The 21,128-nt window shown below is 45.6% G+C and carries 19 protein-coding genes and 1 pseudogene; 13 read left to right on the forward strand and 7 right to left on the reverse strand.

The features are described from left to right. Positions 1 to 102 precede the first annotated feature (102 nt). From MVI27_RS03875 to MVI27_RS03900, 6 genes and pseudogenes are all read right to left on the reverse strand, one after another. Complete coding sequence (locus MVI27_RS03875; RefSeq protein WP_246959376.1) at positions 103 to 648, reverse strand: FAD-binding domain-containing protein; 546 nt, start codon at positions 646 to 648, stop codon at positions 103 to 105. Beyond that, positions 600 to 883: pseudogene (locus MVI27_RS03880) on the reverse strand (TIGR03643 family protein). The gene MVI27_RS03875 and the pseudogene MVI27_RS03880 overlap by 49 nt, the downstream one beginning before the upstream one ends. Before the next feature lie 190 nt (positions 884 to 1,073). After that, complete coding sequence (gene fabG, locus MVI27_RS03885; protein WP_246959377.1) at positions 1,074 to 1,817, reverse strand: 3-oxoacyl-[acyl-carrier-protein] reductase; 744 nt, start codon at positions 1,815 to 1,817, stop codon at positions 1,074 to 1,076. A gap of 11 nt (positions 1,818 to 1,828) precedes the next feature. Next, positions 1,829 to 2,503 (reverse strand): 16S rRNA (cytidine(1402)-2'-O)-methyltransferase, encoded by a 675-nt coding sequence (rsmI, locus tag MVI27_RS03890; RefSeq protein WP_246959378.1) that lies wholly within the window; start codon positions 2,501 to 2,503, stop codon positions 1,829 to 1,831. A gap of 72 nt (positions 2,504 to 2,575) precedes the next feature. Beyond that, a complete protein-coding gene (locus MVI27_RS03895; protein ID WP_246959379.1) occupies positions 2,576 to 3,949 on the reverse strand; it encodes a UDP-N-acetylmuramate--L-alanine ligase in 1,374 nt (457 codons plus the stop codon). 9 nt (positions 3,950 to 3,958) lie between these two features. Beyond that, positions 3,959 to 4,708: a hypothetical protein gene (locus MVI27_RS03900; RefSeq protein WP_246959380.1), complete on the reverse strand. Its 750-nt coding sequence runs from the start codon at positions 4,706 to 4,708 to the stop codon at positions 3,959 to 3,961. Positions 4,709 to 4,768: 60 nt separating this feature from the next. Here MVI27_RS03900 and MVI27_RS03905 point away from each other — a divergent pair, with 60 nt between their 5' ends. The 6 genes from MVI27_RS03905 to MVI27_RS03930 are packed head-to-tail and all read left to right on the forward strand — an operon-like array spanning position 4,769 to position 13,128. Beyond that, positions 4,769 to 5,359 (forward strand): thymidine kinase, encoded by a 591-nt coding sequence (locus tag MVI27_RS03905; protein ID WP_246959381.1) that lies wholly within the window; start codon positions 4,769 to 4,771, stop codon positions 5,357 to 5,359. Further along, a complete protein-coding gene (locus tag MVI27_RS03910) occupies positions 5,356 to 7,800 on the forward strand; it encodes a bifunctional UDP-N-acetylmuramoyl-tripeptide:D-alanyl-D-alanine ligase/alanine racemase (RefSeq protein ID WP_246959382.1) in 2,445 nt (814 codons plus the stop codon). The genes MVI27_RS03905 and MVI27_RS03910 overlap by 4 nt, the downstream gene beginning before the upstream one ends. Beyond that, on the forward strand, positions 7,801 to 9,963 hold the full coding sequence (locus MVI27_RS03915) for a patatin-like phospholipase family protein (protein ID WP_246959383.1): 2,163 nt from the start codon (positions 7,801 to 7,803) through the stop codon (positions 9,961 to 9,963). A gap of 3 nt (positions 9,964 to 9,966) precedes the next feature. Then, positions 9,967 to 10,380, forward strand: a complete 414-nt coding sequence (ybeY, locus tag MVI27_RS03920; protein ID WP_246959384.1) for an rRNA maturation RNase YbeY — start codon at positions 9,967 to 9,969, stop codon at positions 10,378 to 10,380. A gap of 46 nt (positions 10,381 to 10,426) precedes the next feature. Then, a complete protein-coding gene (mnmG, locus tag MVI27_RS03925; RefSeq protein ID WP_246959385.1) occupies positions 10,427 to 12,286 on the forward strand; it encodes a tRNA uridine-5-carboxymethylaminomethyl(34) synthesis enzyme MnmG in 1,860 nt (619 codons plus the stop codon). Between the two features lie 23 nt (positions 12,287 to 12,309). After that, positions 12,310 to 13,128, forward strand: a complete 819-nt coding sequence (locus MVI27_RS03930) for a class I SAM-dependent methyltransferase (RefSeq protein ID WP_246959386.1) — start codon at positions 12,310 to 12,312, stop codon at positions 13,126 to 13,128. A gap of 85 nt (positions 13,129 to 13,213) precedes the next feature. On the opposite strand, the gene MVI27_RS03935 is transcribed toward MVI27_RS03930, so the two are convergent. After that, on the reverse strand, positions 13,214 to 14,404 hold the full coding sequence (locus tag MVI27_RS03935; protein WP_246959387.1) for a phosphoglycerate kinase: 1,191 nt from the start codon (positions 14,402 to 14,404) through the stop codon (positions 13,214 to 13,216). A 575-nt stretch (positions 14,405 to 14,979) separates the two neighbouring features. On the opposite strand from MVI27_RS03935, the gene rpiB reads away from it, so the two are divergent. From rpiB to tsaB, 7 genes are all read left to right on the forward strand, one after another. Then, a complete protein-coding gene (gene rpiB, locus MVI27_RS03940; protein ID WP_246959388.1) occupies positions 14,980 to 15,414 on the forward strand; it encodes a ribose 5-phosphate isomerase B in 435 nt (144 codons plus the stop codon). A gap of 15 nt (positions 15,415 to 15,429) precedes the next feature. Then, positions 15,430 to 17,586 (forward strand): ribonuclease R, encoded by a 2,157-nt coding sequence (gene rnr / locus MVI27_RS03945; RefSeq protein ID WP_246959389.1) that lies wholly within the window; start codon positions 15,430 to 15,432, stop codon positions 17,584 to 17,586. Between the two features lie 67 nt (positions 17,587 to 17,653). After that, entirely contained in the window at positions 17,654 to 18,340 is a 687-nt protein-coding gene (locus MVI27_RS03950) for a LysE family translocator (protein WP_246959390.1), read from the forward strand. Beyond that, entirely contained in the window at positions 18,337 to 19,269 is a 933-nt protein-coding gene (locus tag MVI27_RS03955; protein WP_246959391.1) for a S66 peptidase family protein, read from the forward strand. Before MVI27_RS03950 ends, MVI27_RS03955 begins: the two co-directional genes overlap by 4 nt. Positions 19,270 to 19,271: 2 nt before the next feature. Next, positions 19,272 to 19,643, forward strand: coding sequence for a YraN family protein (locus MVI27_RS03960; protein ID WP_246959392.1), 372 nt, complete (start codon positions 19,272 to 19,274; stop codon positions 19,641 to 19,643). Between the two features lie 13 nt (positions 19,644 to 19,656). Next, positions 19,657 to 20,406: an SDR family NAD(P)-dependent oxidoreductase gene (locus tag MVI27_RS03965; RefSeq protein ID WP_246959393.1), complete on the forward strand. Its 750-nt coding sequence runs from the start codon at positions 19,657 to 19,659 to the stop codon at positions 20,404 to 20,406. A gap of 32 nt (positions 20,407 to 20,438) precedes the next feature. Then, a complete protein-coding gene (gene tsaB / locus MVI27_RS03970) occupies positions 20,439 to 21,119 on the forward strand; it encodes a tRNA (adenosine(37)-N6)-threonylcarbamoyltransferase complex dimerization subunit type 1 TsaB (RefSeq protein ID WP_246959394.1) in 681 nt (226 codons plus the stop codon). Positions 21,120 to 21,128: the final 9 nt, after the last annotated feature.

Below are 21,128 nucleotides of genomic sequence, written 5' to 3' on the forward strand. Positions count from 1 at the left end.
TTCCAATATTTTGAAAAGGAGGGAAAATAACCGGTCACTTGCGGGAATAGCCAGTCGCGCGGAACTTCTGTTCCCTGATAGTGCACGTTGCTTGAATGTTCTTTATAATAGAAAATAGTTTTCGCTCCTGTTAATTTCCACTGCGCCGGAATTTTCCAATGACAGCGCGCAATATTGCATACTACAGGAAGCCACATACATACGTACATGGTTATGCATATAGCCGGTCGCATATAATTCCTTAATAGCGGAATCGAGCGCCTGAATTCCGGTTTGGTGTTGCAATACCACAGCCGGAAGGCCGTACTCACAAACTCCTTCCTGCGGACTTTTTAAATCAAAATCAATTTCGGCGCCGCGTGCCTGCCAGACGCGCTGGTTGTATTCGCGCCAGCTGAGCTCACGAAGCAGCGTCATCATTTCTGGCAGCTGAAAACCGCGCTGCTTCAAGCTGGAAATAATTTGCCTGCCACTAATGACACCACGGGAAATATAGGGCGATAAGCGCTTAACAGCACCGTCCGTGAAGTTGCGGGTTTTATCGTAAGCAACCGGATCGATGGCTTCAACTTGCGTCAGAATATCGGGATAGTTGGTGGTCATCTTTTGGAGATATGATTCCGGCTGATGGTCCGCTGTCGGGAACATTTGAAGCGTTTTATTTCTTCGGAGCGAAGCTGCTGATGTTTACTGCTCACTTGCTGTTCACACGTTGCCGCCACCGCCGGAAAGACGCGGGTTTAAGCTCGGCACGCATCAGCCGGATGACACCGCTTTCGGGCAGCCCGAACTGATATTCAATCGCTTCAAAGGGCGTACGGTCTTCCCACGCCATTTCAATAATACGGTTCGTTTCCGCCGGAGTAAAAGAAAGGTTTGCCATTCTTTGTTTTTGGAAAGCTTCGCGGCAAAGAAAAAGCCATTTACAGGAAATGGCAAATGATTTATATTTCTTTCAAAAATAGCCCCGACGGAAACGGCATCCTCCCGGGCAGGCGACAGCCGGACTGGGAGATACAGTGGACGGCGGGACGCAGCTTCAGATAAAGCCGGACCTTTCTGCTCCTAAAAAATTAAGTGAGCATTCCGCCGTCCACGTTCAGCACCTGGCCGGTGATGTATGCCGCCATATCGCTCGCCAGGAACAGGCAGGCATTTGCCACATCCTGCGGTTGCCCGCCACGCTTCAGGGGAATTGCTTCGCGCCAGCCCTGTACTGTTTTCTCATCCAGTGCACCGGTCATTTCGGTTTCGATGAAGCCCGGTGCCACGGCGTTGCAACGGATATTTCGGGATCCCAACTCGAGTGCGATGGATTTGGTGAAGCCAATTACGCCTGCTTTGGACGCCGCGTAATTCGCCTGGCCTGCGTTTCCTTTCACACCGACCACGGAGGTCATGTTGATGATGGAGCCGGAACGCGCCTTCATCATCGGCTTAATCACTGCTTTGGTCAGGTTAAACACAGAATCCAGATTTACTTTGATGATAGTATCCCAGTCGTCTTTGGACATGCGCAGCATCAGATTATCGCGGGTGATCCCGGCATTATTAATCAGAATATCCACTTTCCCGAAATCTTCGATGACCTGTGCCACCAGTTGCTGCGCCGCCTCGAAATCGGACGCGTCGGACTGATAGGATTTCACCTTCGCTGTTGCGCCCAGTTCTTTTTCCAGCGCCTGTGCTTTATCCACCGAACCGGCGTAGGTGAAGGCAACATCCGCTCCTTCTTTGGCAAATACTTCCGCAATGCCCTTCCCGATTCCCCGTGTAGCGCCGGTAATTAATACTACTTTACCTGATAATAATCCCATATTTCTTTTCTTTAAATTACGTTGTTAATGATGAGCACCATTTCGCCTTTCAATGTTTTTGTTTTGGAAAAGGCAATAAGCTCTTCGATGGTGCCGCGCTTGGTTTCTTCAAACTTCTTGGAGATTTCACGGCTCAGGCTCGCTTTGGTGCCCGGCCCGAAAAATTCCAGGATCTGCTCTAGCGTCGTATTAATCTTGTGTGGGCTTTCGTAGAGCACCACTGTTTTATTTTCCGAGGCCAGCTGTTTTAGTTTGGTTTGCCGCCCTTTTTTAGGAGGCAGAAAGCCGGCAAAGATAAACTCATTATTTGGTAAACCGGAAACTACCAGCGCCGGCACAAATGCCACTGCACCCGGCAAACACTGCATTTCCAGCTCAGCTTCAGCGACAGCGCGAGCCAGCAGATAACCCGGGTCGGAAATTCCGGGGGTGCCGGCATCGGTAATCAAAGCGATATTTTGGCCGGCAGCCAGATCTTCAATGACTTTGGCCGTAGCCTGATGTTCATTGTGGAGATGATACGCGCGCAGCGGTTTGGAAATTTCATAATGCTTAAGCAGAATGCCCGAAGTGCGGGTATCCTCGCACAGGATATAATCCACTTCTTTCATCGTGCGGATGGCGCGGAACGTCATGTCCTCCAGGTTGCCAATCGGCGTTGGTACAAAATATAAGATTCCGCTCATAATCGGTTTTTAAAAAAGAAGTTTCCTTTACTGAATTTTAAAGTTAGAGTGCTGATTTAATATACTTTACATTTATAAATCTGCATATACCGCTCGCACGAAATCTTCCAGCCCCGGATCGCGGGCACCCATCAGCAGGAAAACGGTATTTTCTTTCAGGTGCGGACGAATCTGGCTTAATAATTCTTCGCGGTTTTCCACAAAGAACGCCTTTTTGCCAGTTTCGCGAATGCCTTCGGTTAGTTCCTGTGCAGAAATGTCCTTGGTGGCAGTGCCGCCGGCGTAATAGATTTCGCTCATCCAGATTTCATCTTCCGCCCGCAGTACTTTGGCAATTTCAGAAATAAAATCCGGTTTCAGAAATCGTGTCGGCTTATAACCGTGTGGCTGAAACCAAGCGACTACTTTCGGTGCCAGTGGCTGACAGGCCTGGATTGAAGCGGCGCACTTGGCAGGATTGTGGGCATAATCATCGATCACGGTAACGCCATTCTTGCTGCCGAGAATCTGATGGCGGCGGTAAATTCCTTCATACTGCGCTAAACTCTGCGCACAGGTTTCCAGTGAAATCCCAATCTGATGGGCGACGGCCACAGCAGCTGCCGCATTTTCAGCCGAATGGCGACCCAAAGAGGTCATCGTGAAATTTTGGTTTTTAAGGGTAAAGCTTACTATAAAACCAATTTGCCTGAAGTTTTCAACGCTGTATCCTGCCTCGGTTTCAAAGCCGAAATCGTATTGTTTGTCAACAGACAGTTGTTTTGCTAAGCTGTTCGACTGATTTGTAATAAACAACCCTTTTGTGTGGGAACGGAAAGTAGTAAACAGTTCTATCAGTTCCTCAATCTCCTGATGATCTTTATCAATATTAAGCAGCAAGCCGATTTCAGGCTTGTATTGTACCACGGAGCCATCGCTTTCGTCTGCTTCGATAATCAGCCAGTGACCGGTGCCAACGGCTGCATTTCCTATCTTATCTTGTTTAATTAAAGTCGTGAGGCCCGCTCCTGAGATAATGCTTGGGTGGTAATCGGCGTCCAGAAGAATCTGATACAGCATCGCCGCCGTTGTTGATTTTCCGGAAGTTCCGGCAACCGCGATGGTTTTTTTGCTGCGTGAAATAAGGGCCAGCAATTCGCTGCGGCGCAACACCGGAATGCCAAGCTCTTTAGCTTTCTTCACATCCGGAATATGGTCTTCAATCGCAGTGGACACAATAACCAGATCCGTTTCAGGTGTAACACCAATGCCGTCCTGCGGATAACAGGAAATATTTTGAGCTTCGAGCTGGCGGCGGATTTTTGCAGAAGCAGGATTTTCAAAATAACGGTCGCTGCCGGCCACAGTTTTTCCGGTTCCGCTCAGGTATTGTGCCAAGGCACTCATGCCGGAGCCGGCGACACCGATGAAGAAGACGCGGTGAAAATCGTTGATATCGTTGATCATCAAAGGAATTTACATGAATTTATTTTCGACCAGGCTCCAGAGCCGCTGGGCGTACTCATCCGCTTTTTTCCAGTTTCTGTCGTGGTAAAGGTCGCTTAAGTATTGTTTGGCTTCCTGCATGGTATCGAAACTGTTCAACTGCGCAATGGTGTTTCTCAGCTCTTCTTCATTTCCCTGAAAAAGACTTTTGGTGAAAGCTACTTTATCATTCAGATCCAGGCGGAACTCAGGTTTTTTTCTGGTCTCCGGTACCGGATGTTCTGCTGGTTGCTGAACAGGAAGATCGGCAACTGATTCGGGAAGCGGTGTTGTTTTTAAAGCTTTAATAGAAGGTAAGCGGAATTTTTTCTCACCAGCCGGAGCTGTTTCATAATGAATATCTGCTGTGTTGGTCTCTTCAGATGCAGTTGATTGAAAACTGACCGGCTGTAAATCAGTTTCGGACTGCATTTCTACTTCTTCGTGAGAAGGAACCAAGGTTTCTGGTTCAGGCTGGTCCAAGGTAACCTCTACGCGCGGAAGGGGAACCCGCTGTGGCTCATCCGGCAACGGAGCTGCTTCCTGCGCCGGTGCTTCGGGTTGCGTAAAGTATTCCGGATAGGCAGCATTGAACTTGAGAAAAGCAATATTTTCAGTCGCTTTATCGAGGAGATTTTGCAGCGCCATCAGCTCATCTGCATTTTGTGTTTCGCCCAGTTTCACAAAGATATTCCGGGTCTGGAAAAATAATTTTTCCTGCAGCTGCCGTAGGTCTTGCATATCAACTTCTTATTAAAATTACGTAATTTTGCCCTTCAAAACTTACGGCTAAATTAACAAATGTTTTTAGAAAATACAATTAACCACGCGAAACAGAGTGGCTGGATGGAGGTGATTTGTGGTTCCATGTTTTCAGGAAAAACGGAAGAGCTGATCCGCCGTTTGCGACGCGCGGAAATGGCCGGACAGCATGTGGAAATCTTTAAACCCAAACTCGATAACCGCTATGCCGATGAAGAAGTGGTTTCCCACAATCAAAACAAGATTCGCAGCACCCCGGTAGATTCCCCGAGTGAAATTTTATTGCTGGGCTCTACCTGCGATGTGGTGGGGATTGATGAGGCCCAGTTTTTCGATGAAAGTATTGTGGAGGTAGCCAACCAACTGGCGAATAACGGCATCCGTGTGGTGATTGCAGGCTTAGACATGGATTTTATGGGAAGACCCTTTGGCCCGATGCCCTACCTGATGGCTACAGCGGAATATGTCACCAAAGTGCATGCAATCTGTAAGCGGACCGGTAACCTGGCCAACCATTCGATGCGCACCACCACCAATAAAGATCTGGTGCAGATTGGCGAAACAGAAAGTTATGAAGCCGTGAGCCGCAAGGTCTTCAATGATGAATTCCTCAGCAAACAACCTTTATGAATTATACGGCAGGAGAAATCGCAAAAATAACCGGCGCTGAACTAATCGGTAAGCCTCATGTTCCGGTGCGCCACATTGCTTTCGACAGCCGGAATATCTATGCCGTTAAAAAAGCTGCCTTCGCGGCCCTGAGTACAGATAAGAATTCAGGTGAAAAATATATAGGTTCGGTTATCGAAAAAGGCGTGCAGGTCATCATCAGTACGAAAGTGATCGAACAATATCACGATGTTACGTGGATTATTACCGATAATGTTCTGAATCTCTTGCAGATGCTCGCGCATTTTCACGTGAAACATTCCCAGATAAAAACAATTGGGATTACAGGCAGTAATGGCAAAACAATCCTGAAGGAATGGTTGTATCAATGTCTTTCTCCGTTGTTTCACACGGTTAAAAGTCCGAAGAGTTTTAATTCACAATTGGGCCTGCCCTTGTCTTTGCTTAATATCAATGAAGATCATCAGCTCGGAATTTTTGAAGCCGGAATTTCCAAGCCAGGTGAAATGGATATTTTAAGTTCCATTTTTTCACCTGAGATTGGGGTATTTACGCATATCGGCACCGCGCATGAAGTGAATTTTAAAGATACGCAGCAACTCATCAGCGAAAAGCTGAAATTGTTTCGCGATTCGGAAGTGATTATTTACAATGCAAGTCATCCGGAAGTCCGCTCGCAGATTCAAAACACGTATCCGGACAAAAGACGTATTGGTTTTGGCCTGGAAGCGGGACAGGATATTTATATTAAAAATAACTGGCGCGACCGGTCGCAGGAAGTGACTGTTGTTTATAAAGAAGAGGAAATTTCCGTACCGGTGCATCAGCGCGATGAAGCGACGCTTTCCAATATGTTGTGCCTGATCGCTGTGCTGAAGGAATTTCAACTGACCAACGAGGAAATTGTTGCTAAAATCAATGCCCTGCGCGCAGTGGAAATGCGGCTGGAAAGTGTGGTGGGCGTGCGCAATAATCTTATCATCAATGATTCCTACAACCTAGATCTCGACTCGCTGAAAATCGCTTTTCAAAATGTCCAGGAATATAACCGTGATAAGAAGACTTTAATCGTGACCGACTTTATTGAAGGCCGCGATGAGGAGGAGCTGTACCGCGAAGTAGCGGAACTGACCAACGAGCAGCAGTTTGATTCGGTATTCCTCGTGGGAGAAAATATTACGAAACTGGAAAAACTGTTTAATGCGGATGTTTTTACGTTCACGGATACAGAAGCCCTGCTGACCAGTGGAGAGATACAGCAGCTGGAAAACCGGCTTATTTTGCTGAAGGGCGCACGCCGTTTCGGGATAGACCGCGTGAAAACACAGCTGGAATTACAAAAGCATGATACGGTGCTGGAAGTGAATCTCAATGCGATTCTTCATAACATCAATATTCATAAAAGCCTGCTGAAACCGGAAACCAAAATGATGGCGATGGTAAAAGCTTTTTCATACGGCCTGGGCGGTTATGAGATTGCAGAATTCCTGCAGCATCATCACATTGATTATCTTGGCGTTGCCTTTGCCGATGAGGGCGTGGATTTACGCAAAAACGGCGTTACGGTACCGGTGATTGTGATGAACCCTGAGCAGCACAGTTACCAGACGATTATTGACTACAATCTGGAGCCGGAAATTTACAGTTTCCGTGTGCTCGAGTTCTTTTATGAAAAACTGCAGCAAAACGGATTTTCGGAGCCCTACCCGATCCATCTGAAACTGGAAACGGGCATGAACCGGTTGGGTTTCAAACCGGAGGAATTACCGGAATTGCTGCAATTGCTTGCTACTATGAATGTGCGCGTGAAATCGGTTTTCAGCCATCTTTCTTCGGCAGATGATCCTGCAGAAAAAGAATACTCGCGTGAGCAGATTTCTATCTTTAAAAACAGTGCAGAAACGGTTGCAAAAGGGTTGGGATATCAGCCGCTGCGACATATCCTGAATTCTGCAGGAATTGTGCATTTTCCCGGAGCGCAGTTTGAAATGGTGAGGATCGGCATCGGGATGATTGGTATTTCCCCGGAAGCAGCACTGCAGAAAAAATTGAAAGGTGCCGTTCGTTTTAAAACCGTTATCTCCCAGATTTCTACTGTGAAAGCAGGCGAATCGATTGGATATAACCGGCGTTTCCGTGCAGAAAAAAATACGCGTATTGCCACGATTCCCGTTGGCTACGCCGATGGTATTCCAAGGCTGCTCAGTAACGGTGTGGGAAAAGTAGGCATCGGCGGTCAGCTCTTTCCTATCGTAGGGAATGTGTGCATGGATATGCTGATGGTCGATATTCAAAATGCACCGGCCAAGGAAGGAGATGAAGTAATCCTATTCAACAGTTCCCCTACCCTGCAGGAATTTGCAGTATATTGCAATACAATTCCTTATGAGGTGCTGACCTCAGTTTCGCGCCGCGTGAAACGGATTTACATTAAAGATTAAATGAAAAAAAATATTCTGCTCTTTCTGCTGTTACTTTCTCTGAGTACTACTGCTCAGGTTCGCGAGGGCTTCCGAATTCCGCCGAATCCGAAAATTGGTTTATCACTTTCCGGCGGTGGTGCCAAGGGTTTTGCACACGTAGGAGCGCTGAAAGTACTGGATTCCCTGGGTGTAAAAATAGACTACATTTCAGGTACCAGCATGGGCGCCATCGTAGGTGGATTGTATGCTTCCGGCTACACGGCGAAAGAGATCGAGCAGATCGTGATGGATACTGACTTCTACTCGATTATCGCCAATGAAAAGACACGTCAGGAAGCTTCCTTTTTTAATAAATCGGTGGATAAATATATCCTGACCATTCCGGTGAAAAACGGAAAAGTAAATGTGCTGCCGAAAGCGATTTCCACGGGGCAAAAGAATATCTATCTGCTCAAGGAATTATTTAAAAATGTTTCTACGGTTACCGATTTTTCCAGGCTGCCGATTCCTTTTATGTGTATTGCCACCAATCTCGAGAGTGGTGAAATGAAAATTTTTGAAGAAGGCGATCTCGTGAGTTCAATTATGGCGAGTTCTGCCTTTCCATCCTTAATGGATCCGGTTAAAATTGGTGATTCATTGTACATTGACGGTGCGATGACGATCAATTATCCGTCTAAACCACTGAAAGATAAAGGAATTGATGTGGTGATTGGAATAGATCTGAGCCAGGGATTGGCGGACCGCAAAAACCTGCAGTCAGCGATTTCAATTTTAAACCAGGTAATCGATTTCGGGATTCAGAGGGAAACTAAAAATCAATATCAATACACCGATATCAATATTCATCCGGAGCTGACGGGCAGCAGCGCCACGAGCTACGATTCGAAACGCGCCATTCTGGATTCCGGCTACAGCGAAACAAAGAAATATGCTGATGTGCTTTCCCGCTTTCCCAAAAGAAAGATCAGCGAACTGCGCGCGCCGGTGAATAATGTGTATTCAAATGTATATAAGATTGACAGTCTGTCGGTTATCAATAATAATATCTTCAGTAAAAATTATATTCAAGGGAAGATTAACCTCACCATTCCGTCCCTTCAAACGTACACGGCCGTCAATACAATGATTGATAAACTGTACGCTACGAATAATTACCGGCTGATTACCTACGATATTATTCAGGAAAAAGGTCACAACATTTTGCAGCTGGATGTTACCGAAGATGATACCCGGTTGTTTTTGAAATTTGGCTTGCATTACGATGAAATTTTTAAAACGGGTCTGTTATTCAATGCCACGGCCCGTCGGCTGCTCTTTCAAAACAGTACCGTCTCGCTGGATTTGGTAGTGGGTGACAAGCCGCGGTATTACTTTAATTATTTTATTGATAATGGTTTTATCCCTGGTTTCGGTTTATACAGTTCCGGTATGTCGCTGGACCTGAAAGACACCTTTGGGAATACGGCAGACACCTGGCACTGGCTGCGGAACGAAGCTTTCCTGCAGTCTACCTGGCGCGAGAAGTTCGCCATTGGAGGTGGTGTAAGCCATGATTATTTTGAACACAGAATTGCGGGTGAAAGTTCCTACACGGATCCGGTTAATTTCTTTAACCCCTACTTGTTTATTAAAACGGATACCCAGAATGACCGCGGATTTCCGACCAGAGGTTTCCTTTTGAACGCGGAAGGAAAATATATTGATGTAGCGAGCCATCATGAGGAAGGAAAGGTCCTTCAGCTTAAATTAAATGCGCAGGCAAATTTTCTGGTGAACAGCTGGCTTACGTATCGGTTAGGAATGTTTGGCGGTATTACCTTAGGCGATGATCTGCCTTTGTACTACGCCTATAGACTGGGCGGTATTTTCGAGCAGAATCTGGGAAATTTTGTAAAGTTTCCGGGATATGAGTTTGGGGAAAGCAGTGCGGCCAATCTGCTGGTGACGAGCAGTACAGCGCAGTTCTATGTATATAAAAATTACTTCGCCGATGCCGGCGTGCACATTGCGAACCTTTTTGATGATATTAAAGTGGATAACGTGCTGCATATCTCGCATTCTTCTGTTTCGGCAGGTGCAGGGTACAAGTCACCATTTGGTCAGATTAAATTAAATTACAGTCATTCCCTGCGCCATCACAAAGGAATTTTCAGCGTGGTGATGGGTCATTGGTTTTAAAATATGAGTATAGAATTTCATTTTGAAGATGTTGCTGAGTTTCCAGTTACTACTGAAACGATTTCCTGGCTGGAAAATCTTCTGCGAAACGAAGAAAAGAAAACAGGAAAGATTGTGTATATCTTTTGTTCTGATGAGTATTTACTGGAGGTGAACCGCCAATACTTAAATCATGATTACTACACAGACATTATCACTTTCGACTATGTGAAGGGCAAAACTGTTTCAGGTGATATTTTCGTATCTTTGCCGCGCATTTTTGATAATGCAGAAATGCATAATACGTCAACTGATAAGGAGTTACATCGCGTTCTGGCACACGGACTTTTGCATCTTTCGGGATATAGAGATAAAAGCGAAGAGGAGCAGATTATCATGCGAGGTAAGGAGGATTTTTATCTTGCGAAGCGAACCTGAGGGTTTTCTTTACCTTACAGTTTCACGTGAAACAAATTAGATTTTTATGATTAACGAAATATACGATGTTATTGTAGTAGGTGGTGGACATGCCGGATGTGAAGCAGCTGCGGCTACGGCAAATCTTGGTTCCAAAACATTACTTATTACAATGAACATGCAAACGATCGGGCAAATGTCCTGTAATCCGGCCATGGGCGGAATTGCAAAAGGACAAATTGTTCGTGAGATTGATGCGATGGGTGGCTATTCTGGGATCGTCGCCGATAAATCTGCGATCCAATTCAAAATGCTGAACCTTTCCAAAGGTCCGGCAATGTGGTCACCGCGTACGCAGAATGACCGAATGCTGTTCGCGGAAGAGTGGCGTCACATGCTCGAGCAGACAGAGAACCTGGACTTTTTCCAGGATATGGTGAAAGGATTGACGGTGGAGAATAACAAGGTAACCGGCGTTTTAACTTCATTGGGAATAACCATTAAAGGAAAGAGTGTCATTTTAACCAACGGCACTTTCTTGAACGGCCTTATTCACGTTGGCGATAAACAACTGGGTGGAGGCCGCATGGGCGAACCGAAAGCCTATGGTATTACGGAGCAACTCACGGACCTGGGATTTGTAGCCGGCAGAATGAAGACCGGAACCCCTGCCAGAGTAGATGGCCGCACCCTCGATTATTCCAAAATGGAAGAACAAAAAGGTGACGAAAATCCGCAGAAGTTTTCTTATACCAATACTCCGAAACTAACGAAACAGCTCAGCTGCCACATTACGTATACAAATGATACGGTACACGATATTCTTCGCGAAGGTTTCGATCGCAGCCCAATGTTTAACGGGACTATTCAAAGTACCGGACCAAGATATTGCCCCAGTATTGAAGATAAAATCAATCGTTTTGCTGAGCGCAACCGGCACCAGTTGTTTGTGGAGCCCGAAGGATGGCGTACGGTGGAGATCTATGTGAACGGTTTTAGCTCATCACTGCCGGAAGAAATTCAATTGCGGGCCATGCGCGAAATTCCGGGTTTTGAGAAGGTGAAAGTTTTCCGTCCGGGCTATGCGATTGAATACGATTACTTCCCTCCTACTCAACTGAAACATACGCTTGAAACAAAACTGATCGAAAACTTATACTTTGCCGGTCAGATCAATGGAACCACTGGCTACGAGGAAGCGGCCGGACAAGGCTTACTGGCGGGCATCAATGCGCATCTTAAAAATAATGAAAAAGAACCATTTATTTTAAGCAGAGATGAAGCCTACATTGGTGTTTTGATCGACGATTTAATTACAAAAGGTACTGATGAACCTTACCGTATGTTTACCTCACGCGCGGAGTACCGCTTACTGCTGCGTCAGGACAATGCGGATATTCGTTTAACGGAAAAGTCTTATCAGATCGGTCTTGCCTCGGCGGAACGTTTAGCCCGTGTAGAACATAAAATTAAGGAAAGTCGGGAACTCGAGGACATCCTGCGCTCCACTTCCCTGAAACCTGGGCAGGTGAATCCTGTACTGGAAAGCATTGCTTCTGCACCGGTAGACCAGGCGTATCGTGCAGCTCAGATTCTCACGCGTCCTAATATGACACTTGAAAAACTGGAAGAAATAGATGCGGTCAAATTACAGACAGCGCATTTCGAAACCGAAGTTCGTGAGCAGGCTGAGATCAATATTAAGTACAAGGGTTACATTGAAAAGGAAAAAGAAAACGTAGCAAAAGTATCACGACTGGAAACCATCCGTATTCCCGAACAGTTCGATTACCAGCAATTGAAATCACTCTCTGCAGAGGCGCGACAAAAGCTGTCTGATGTACGTCCGGTTAATATTGCACAGGCTTCCAGAATTAGCGGCGTTTCACCGGCTGACATTAATATCCTTCTTGTTTATTTAAATTAATGTTTCACGTGGAACAAAACAAATTGAAAGTTAGAGATCATTTTTTAACGCAGGAAGAATTTAAATTAGAGCCCACAGAGATTCCAGACGTATGGAAGACCGCTCCCCTACCTGATGATCTGGCGCCGTATTATGAAAGTACCGAGTATATCTCCCATCATCAGGATTCCGGCACCGTAAAGGAAAAGGTCTACAAATTTTTTCAGAGCTTTAACCTTCTTTATAAAAAAAATATTCTGCTGGATTTTTTTGATAAAGGAGTTACGGTGCTGGATTATGGCTGCGGAGCGGGAGAATTTCTGGTACAGGCTGAAAAAGATTTCAGCACCATTGGCTGCGAACTGAATGCTACCGCCCGCACGGCTGCACAAAAAAAAGCAGTTAAAACAAAGTTTGTTTCTTCGCTCGATGAAATTGCCGATGATTCGCTGGATGTCATTACACTCTGGCATGTTTTCGAGCATATCGGTAATCAACAGGAAATGCTGGAATTGTTTCAGCGAAAATTAAAAGCTAATGGTAAACTGATCATCGCAGTACCTAATCCCACTTCTTATGACGCGAGAAAATATAAAGAATTCTGGGCCGCGTATGATGTTCCCCGGCACGTTTTTCATTTCGGAAAAAATGGGTTTAAGAAATTAATGTCAAAAAATAACTGGCGGGTTATTTCCGAACGGCCTTTGTTGCTGGATGCCGTTTATATTTCCATTTTAAGTGAACAATATAAAAAATCCACCTTTGCATGGCTAAAAGGAGCAGTTTACGGAGTCATTTCTAATTTTAAAGCGATTTCAGACGGTCAATACTCCAGCCTGATATATATACTAGAAAAAAAATAGTTATTCGATTTTAGCGATGTTTCTGAAAGCCAATTTTCGGTTAAAAATAAAAGTTTCCGCATTGAACGGAAACTTTTTTAGTTTTTTATGCATTGATTGCTTTCACACCCGGAAGCTCTTTTCCTTCCAGGCTTTCAAGCATGGCACCTCCGCCGGTGGAAACATAGGACACTTTATCATCGTAGCCGAACTTTTTAACAAAGGCTACACTATCCCCTCCGCCAACGAGCGAGAAGGCACCCTCTGCAGTAGCCGCCGCAATACTGTCGCCAAGCGCCACGGTTCCGGCTGCGAAATTTGGCATTTCAAAAACACCCATCGGTCCGTTCCACAAAATAGTGCGTGAATTACGGATTACCTCATCCACATCCCGGCGCGTGCGTTCTCCCACATCCAGACCCATCCAGCCTTCCGGGATATCGTAGATATCAGCTTCCTGAGTTTCTGCGTCATTACTGAAATCATCTGCAATAATCGCATCAGACGGCAACAGAATTTCCACGTTCATTGACTTTGCTTTTTCCAATATGTCCAGCGCGAGCTTTAATTTATCTTCTTCTACCAGTGATTTACCAACATGGCCGCCTAGTGCTTTTATAAAGGTAAATGCCATACCGCCACCGATAATCAAATGATCTACCGCCGGCAAAATATTTTCGATGATGGTAATCTTGCTGGAAACCTTAGAACCACCCAGCACCGCTGTTACAGGTTTTTCACCCGTTTTCAGAACTTTATCAATAGCTTCCAGCTCTTTAGCCATCAGTAATCCAAAGAAACGTGTCTCCGGGAAAAACTGCGCGATCACCGCGGTGGAGGCATGCTCTCTGTGCGCTGTACCAAAGGCATCGTTCACATAGGCATCAGCATACGCGGCCAGTTTCTTTGCAAAATCCAGATCACCATTTTCTTCCTCTTCATAGAAACGAACATTTTCCAGCAGCAGAATTTCACCGTCCTTTAAATTGCCGGTCATGTTTTCCGCATCTTCTCCCATACAATCCGGGCAGAATTTTACCGGTCTGCCTAATACTTTTTCAATTTCAGGTACCAGATTTTTCAGTGAAAACTCTTCAGATGCTTTTCCTTTCGGACGTCCCAGGTGGGTAAGCAAAATCACAGCACCGCCATCATTCAGAATTTTATCAATAGTTGGCTTGGCTGCCTGAATCCGCGTGTTATCCGTGACCTGCAGATCGGCACTTTGCGGAACATTGAAGTCCACACGAACCAGCGCCTTCTTGCCTTTGAAGTTAAAGTCATTCACTGTTTTCATAATAAATACCTGTTTAGTTTTTTACAAATTTAGGATTAATTCCGCTGTGGCGAAACTATTTCCCGCTTTTAAAATCCACAATTCCCCGGCCTTTCAATTATCACCATTATCTTCTTTTTTTTAAAATAAATAAATGAGTACTGTTGTTGTAGATGTGAGTTTTGTGGAAAAGAAAACCTGATAAATTTGTTGTGATGATCCTCCGCAGCTTTTAAGAGATTACTCACATTTTGAGCAGATGATTAACAGCCGTTTAGATGCTTTTTCCACAATTGTGGATAACCTTTGTTTTAATAAAACGTTAACAGTTTTAGTCGGGATAAAACCACAGCGGATTCGTGGAAAGATTTAAAAACATTTTTCGCTTTTGTGAAATACCCTTCAGCCATAATGAAAAGAGATAAGCCTGGCAAGGGAAAGTTGTTCACAGTTATCCACACGCTGTACCCCATCCGTCCGCACGATAGGGTTAGTAAACCTGTTTTTGTTTTTTTAATTATCAAGAACCTTCTTCACCGGCAACGGATTTCTTATTTAATATCTTAAATTTGTTGAGCACTATATACTTTATATATATGAAAAAGATTGCGATTGCCTGTGACCATGCAGGTTTTGAATACAAAGAATACATTAAGGCACAGCTGGATGGGCAGTACGAGATTGAAGACTTCGGTACTTATTCCGAAGCTTCGGTCGATTATCCGGATTTTGTACATCCTGCGGCCACTTCCGTTTCGGAAGGCAAAAACGAATTGGGAATTTTAATCTGTGGCAGTGGAAACGGGGTACAGATGACCGCAAACAAGCATCAGGATATCCGCTGCGCTCTGTGCTGGATGCCGGAACTTGCTGCTCTGGCGCGTCAGCATAATAATGCCAATATGATTGCCATGCCGTCCCGCTTTATTGCCAAAGAACTGGCGCTGGAAATTGTGGACCGATTTCTGAATACCGACTTCGAAGGAGGACGCCACAATGAGCGGGTGCGCAAAATAGGTTGCGGCCTTTAATTAAATACTACTTTTATGGCCAGAAAAAGAAAATATATTTCCGAAAAGAATAACCATAAGCTGCGCGAAATCGGACGCCTGATTCTTAAATTTATGAATCAGAAAACCAGTAAGTTATATAATTACAAACAAATTGCAGACGGCATTGATTACCGGAATCCGCGCCAGCGTGAGCAGGTGATTCAGGCGCTGCACCAGTTGCTGGCAGAACAGCGCATCAAAGAAACCGAAAAAGGAAAGTTCAGCATTAACCTTAATATAGAAGGTACGCTTACCGGGATCATTGATTTTAATCAGACCGGCAATGCGTATGTAAATGTGGAAAACCTGGATGATGACATTTTTATCCATTCCAAGAATGTGAAGGATGCTTTGCAGGGCGATAAAGTGCTGATAGTCACCTACAATTTCAAAGGACGCAAAATGGAAGGTGCTGTGGTGAAAGTGCTCGAGCGCAGCCGTACCGAATTTGTGGGAACCTTTCAGTTTATTAAGCACAAAGATTTTGGTTTCGTTGTTGGGGATAAAAAGAAGATAAACACCGATATCTTCGTGCCGAAAGGAAAAATCGGCGGTGCCGAAGATGGGGATAAAGTAGTCGTGCGCATGCTCGACTGGAAAACCGGTGAGAAAAACCCGGAAGGCGAAATTATTCAGGTGCTGGGTGCGCCCGGTGCCCACGAAACAGAAATCCATTCCATCCTGGCTGAATATGGTTTACCGTACACCTTTCCTGAAGAAGTGGAACGGGACGCTTCCGGCCTGGATCGTGAAATCCGTGATGAAGAAGTAGCTAAGCGGCGTGACATGCGCGATATCTGTACCTTCACCATCGACCCGAAAGATGCCAAGGATTTTGATGATGCCTTATCCATCCAAAAACTGAAGAACGGCAACTGGGAAATCGGCGTTCACATTGCCGATGTTTCGCATTATGTGGTGCCCGGTACAAAGCTGGATGATGAGGCTTATAACCGCGCCACTTCAGTCTATCTGGTTGATCGTGTGGTTCCTATGTTGCCTGAAGTGCTGAGTAACGATGTCTGCTCACTGCGTCCCAATGAGGATAAATATACCTTTTCGGTTGTCTTTGAAATGACCGAAGATGCGGAAATAAAAAAAGAATGGTTCGGACGTACTGTCATTCATTCGGACCGGAAGTTTGCGTATGAAGAAGCACAGGAACGCATCGAAACCGGACAGGGCGAACTGGCCGAAGAAATACTGGCACTGGATGCTTTGGCTAAAATCCTGCGCCGCCGCCGTATTGATAACGGAGCCATTACCTTTGATCGCAGTGAAGTTCGTTTTAACCTGGACGAAAATAATGAACCCATTGGCGTTTACTTTAAAGTAAGCAAGGATTCCAACCACCTGATTGAAGAATTTATGCTGCTGGCCAACCGCAAAGTTTCCGAGTTTATCTCCCTGAACCGCCGCGGCACGCCTACCGATAATACCTTTATTTACCGTGTACATGATGATCCGGATCCCGCCAAACTGGAAGCCTTGCGCGAATTTGTGGGAACGTTTGGATATAAAATGAATCTGGCCAATACCAAAAAAGTAGCGGAATCACTGAACCGTTTGTTGCAGGATGTAAAAGGTAAAGGCGAAGAAAATATGATTGAAACGCTGGCCATGCGCTCGATGAGCAAGGCCTTCTACTCCACCATTCCTATCGGGCATTACGGGTTGGGCTTTGAATATTATTCCCACTTTACTTCCCCGATCCGCAGATATCCCGATTTAATTGCACACCGTTTACTACAGCACTATCTGGATGGTGGCAAATCTCCCGCTAAACCCGAATACGAAGAGAAATGCAAACACTGCAGCAACATGGAAAGGCTGGCTTCCGATGCCGAGCGCGATTCCATTAAGTTTATGCAGGTGAAGTTCATGGAAAAACATGTGGGCGAGCAGTTCACCGGTGTGATTTCCGGTGTAGCAGATTTTGGGTTTTGGGTACAGATTCCGGAAAATGGTGCCGAAGGGCTCATCAAACTGCGTGACCTGATGGACGATTCCTATTCGTATGACGCTAAAAATCATTTGGTTCAGGGAAGCCGCACCGGAAATACCTACCAGCTCGGCGATGAGGTCAAGATAGAAGTCGTGAAAGCCAACCTGCTGCAGAAGCAGTTGGATTTCCGTATCATTGCCTCATAAAACGTACATTTGCCCGCAGCCGGATTCCGGTTGTGGTTACTAAACTGTTATTCAGATTTCCGAACGAATGGTAGAACTTATCCTTTCTGCGGTAGGATTAGGCATCATGCTCAGTCTGGTCTTTATCGGGCCTATTTTTTTCCTGCTGATAGAAACCAGTTTTTCACGCGGTCCGCGTCATGCCTTTGCGCTTGATGTGGGCGTGGTGGTCGCTGATATTCTTTGTATCGTCGCTTCTTATTTCGCCAGTGGCGATTTGGTAAAAATTATTGATAAGCATCCGGAATTTTATCGGATTACAGCCTTCATTGTTTTTATTTATGCGTTGTACATGATTGTTTCGCGTACCAAAATGCACCTTCGCGGCGAGGAAAAAATGATTAACCAGAATTATTTTAAAACCATGCTGAACGGATTTTTCTTTAATATCCTGAATATTGGCGTGGTTCTGTTCTGGCTCGTCACGGTGATTTCAGTCCGGAATGCCTACCCCGAAACCAGTGATTTCCTGTTATATATGGCGCTGGTCGTCGGGACCTATTTAGCAATTGATTTCTGCAAGATTTACTTAGCCAAAGCGTTTCATGATAAACTGACACAGAAGGTGGCCAACACCATCCGCAAAACAGTAGGATTTGTCCTCGTAGCGTTTAGTATTTTTATATTTCTGCAGAGTTTTAAGAAGTTTAATCAGTTCGATAAAAAGCTTGAAGAAGCTGAAAAAACCGAACAGAAACACGGTCATCGCTCATGAAGCCTGTCTTTCCGCCTATCACTAAAAAAGACGCTGCCATTTCGGTCATCTCACCGGCCGGCCGCGTGCAACCTGAGCAACTGGAAGCCGGTCTGGCATATGTGCGGGAACAAGGCTTTAAACCTGTCTTGGGAAAGCATGTGTACACCGATTTTGAGTGCGGCTATCCTTACGCCGGCACCGAAGAAGAACGGTTGCAGGATGTACAGCATGCTTTTGACACAAAAGAAACCAGTGCCATCTGGGCCTCGCGTGGCGGATACGGCTGTATGCATTTACTGCAGAAATTAAACCCGGAAAAAATTCTGGAAAATCCAAAATGGTTTATAGGTTATTCCGATAATACGGCTTTGCAAAGCTGGCTGTTGAAGAACGGCATCGTATCTGTTCAGGGGCAGACGTTGAAAACAGCAGACTTCGGTGTTTCTCCGGAAAGCTATGATCTGATTGTGGAGATCATGCAGGGAAAATTGCCTCGCTATACGGTAGAAAGTCATCACCTGAATCGTCAAGGCGACGCCACCGGAATTTTGGTTGGGGGCAATCTTGCTTTAATTTATGCCTTGCTCGGCACGCCTTATTCTTTTGATTTTAAAGGAAATATTTTATTCATTGAAGAAATCGGTGAACGTTTTTATGCCTTGGATCGTATGCTGATGGCGCTCGAACTGGCGGGCGTTTTCGCCCAAATTTCAGGATTGATTATTGGCGGGCTCACGGAAATGGGCAAAGCCGGTGAAAATGCTGCTTATGAGGAAAGCTTTGACCCTTTTGCAAACCAGCTGATTGCCAGCCGGATCGCACAGTATGACTTCCCGGTAGCTTTTGGCTTTCCGAATGGGCATATTTATGACAACCGGCCGTTGATCATCGGTGGCGAAGTGGAACTGCATGTTCAATCGTCCGTTCATTTAAATTTTATAAAATAAAGATGGCGGAGCACACGGATTTTGGGAATATGGCTGAGCAATTGGCAGAAAAACATCTCGTCAGTCAAGGCTATGAAATCCTGGCGCGTAATTATCGTTTTCAAAAGGCCGAAATTGACCTGATTGCTTTATACGATGAATGCATCATCATCGTGGAAGTAAAAGCCCGCAGCACGGATATCTTCCTGGAGCCGCATGAAGCCGTGACGAAAGGAAAAATTAAACTGCTCGTGAAAGCGGCAGACCATTACCTGAATATCAACCAGATAGATCGTGAAGTTCGCTTCGATATTATCTCCGTTCTGCGTGAAAAGAACGGCAGCCTTACGCTAACCCATCTCGAAGACGCTTTTCAGAGTTTTGATGCCAACTAAAAACCCATTGCACATGAAAACAGCTTTTATCACCGGCGCTACTTCCGGAATCGGCGAAGCCATCGCCCGCCGCCTGGCCAAAGAAAAAATAAGATTAATCCTGTGCGGACGGCGTATGGAAGTATTAAATACCCTCGGTGAAGAATTAGCTGCACACACCCGGGTGATGACCCTTGCCTTCGACCAGCGCGACGCGAAAGCTGTGAAAGACGCAATCGCTTCCCTTCGGGAAGAATTTGCCCAAATCGATATTCTGATTAATAACGCCGGAAATGCACACGGTCTCGATCCCTTGGCCAGTGGCGATATTGAAGACTGGGATGCCATGATGGACAGCAATGTGAAAGGACTCCTGTACGTTTCGCGCAATATTATTCCGGCCATGCAGGCACAGCGCAGCGGACATATTGTGAATATCTCTTCGGTCGCAGCACGGCAAACCTATGCCAACGGCGTTGTGTACTGTGCCAGCAAGAAAGCAGTAGATGTTATTTCAGAAGGCATGCGGCTGGAGCTTACAGAGTTTGGCATTAAGGTAACCAATATCCAGCCCGGCGCCGTGGAAACCAATTTCTCTTCCGTCCGGTTCAAAGGCGATGACGTCCGCGCGGCCACGGTATATCAGGGATATCAGGCCCTTACTGCAGATGATGTCGCCGATGCTGTTTTATACTGCCTGCAGGTTCCGGCACACGTGACGATTTCTGATCTGACCATTTATCCGGCTGCGCAAAGTGAGCCGCGGACCATTCACCGCAAATAGCATATTTTCTGCTCAATCCTTACCTTTGCCGTATGAAAATCCTGCATATTGAAAGCTCCTCGCGTAACTGTTCCGTAGCTGTTTCTGATGGTGCTGAACTGCTGTGCCTTTGTGAAGAAGTATCTGACGGATACAAACAATCCGAAAAGCTGCACACGTTCGTGAAATGGGCCCTGGAAGGCGCAGAAATGATATTGAAAGAGTTGGATGCCATTTCACTGGGCAGCGGGCCTGGTTCATATACAGGTTTACGAATAGGCGCGGCATCAGCAAAAGGTTTCTGCTTTGCGCTGGATATACCGCTTATTGCAGTAAGTTCGCTGGAATCGCTTGTAATTCCTTTTTTAAGCCGGGATTATGACTTGGTGATACCGATGATAGATGCGCGCAGAAATGAAGTCTATATGGCTGTTTATGACGGTCTCACCGGCGAAGAATTGCAGCAGGCGGTCCCCCATATCCTGAGCGAAGATTCTTTGAAGGAATTTGCCGGTAAAAAGATACTCATTGTAGGCGATGGTGCCGAAAAAGCTTCTGCAGTCATTTCGTTGTCCGGTATTGATTATAAGCATGATATTTTCCCTTCCGCGCAGTATCTTATTCGGGGTGCAGTTAAGAATTTTAACCAAAAGAAATTTGAAGATATCGCCTATTACGAACCGGACTACCTGAAGGAATTTCAGGGCGTGAAAATGAAAAAGGACATTCCGTAAGAATGTCCT

This window comes from Chryseobacterium salipaludis, from assembly GCF_022968825.1.
Lineage (GTDB): Bacteria > Bacteroidota > Bacteroidia > Flavobacteriales > Weeksellaceae > Kaistella > Kaistella salipaludis.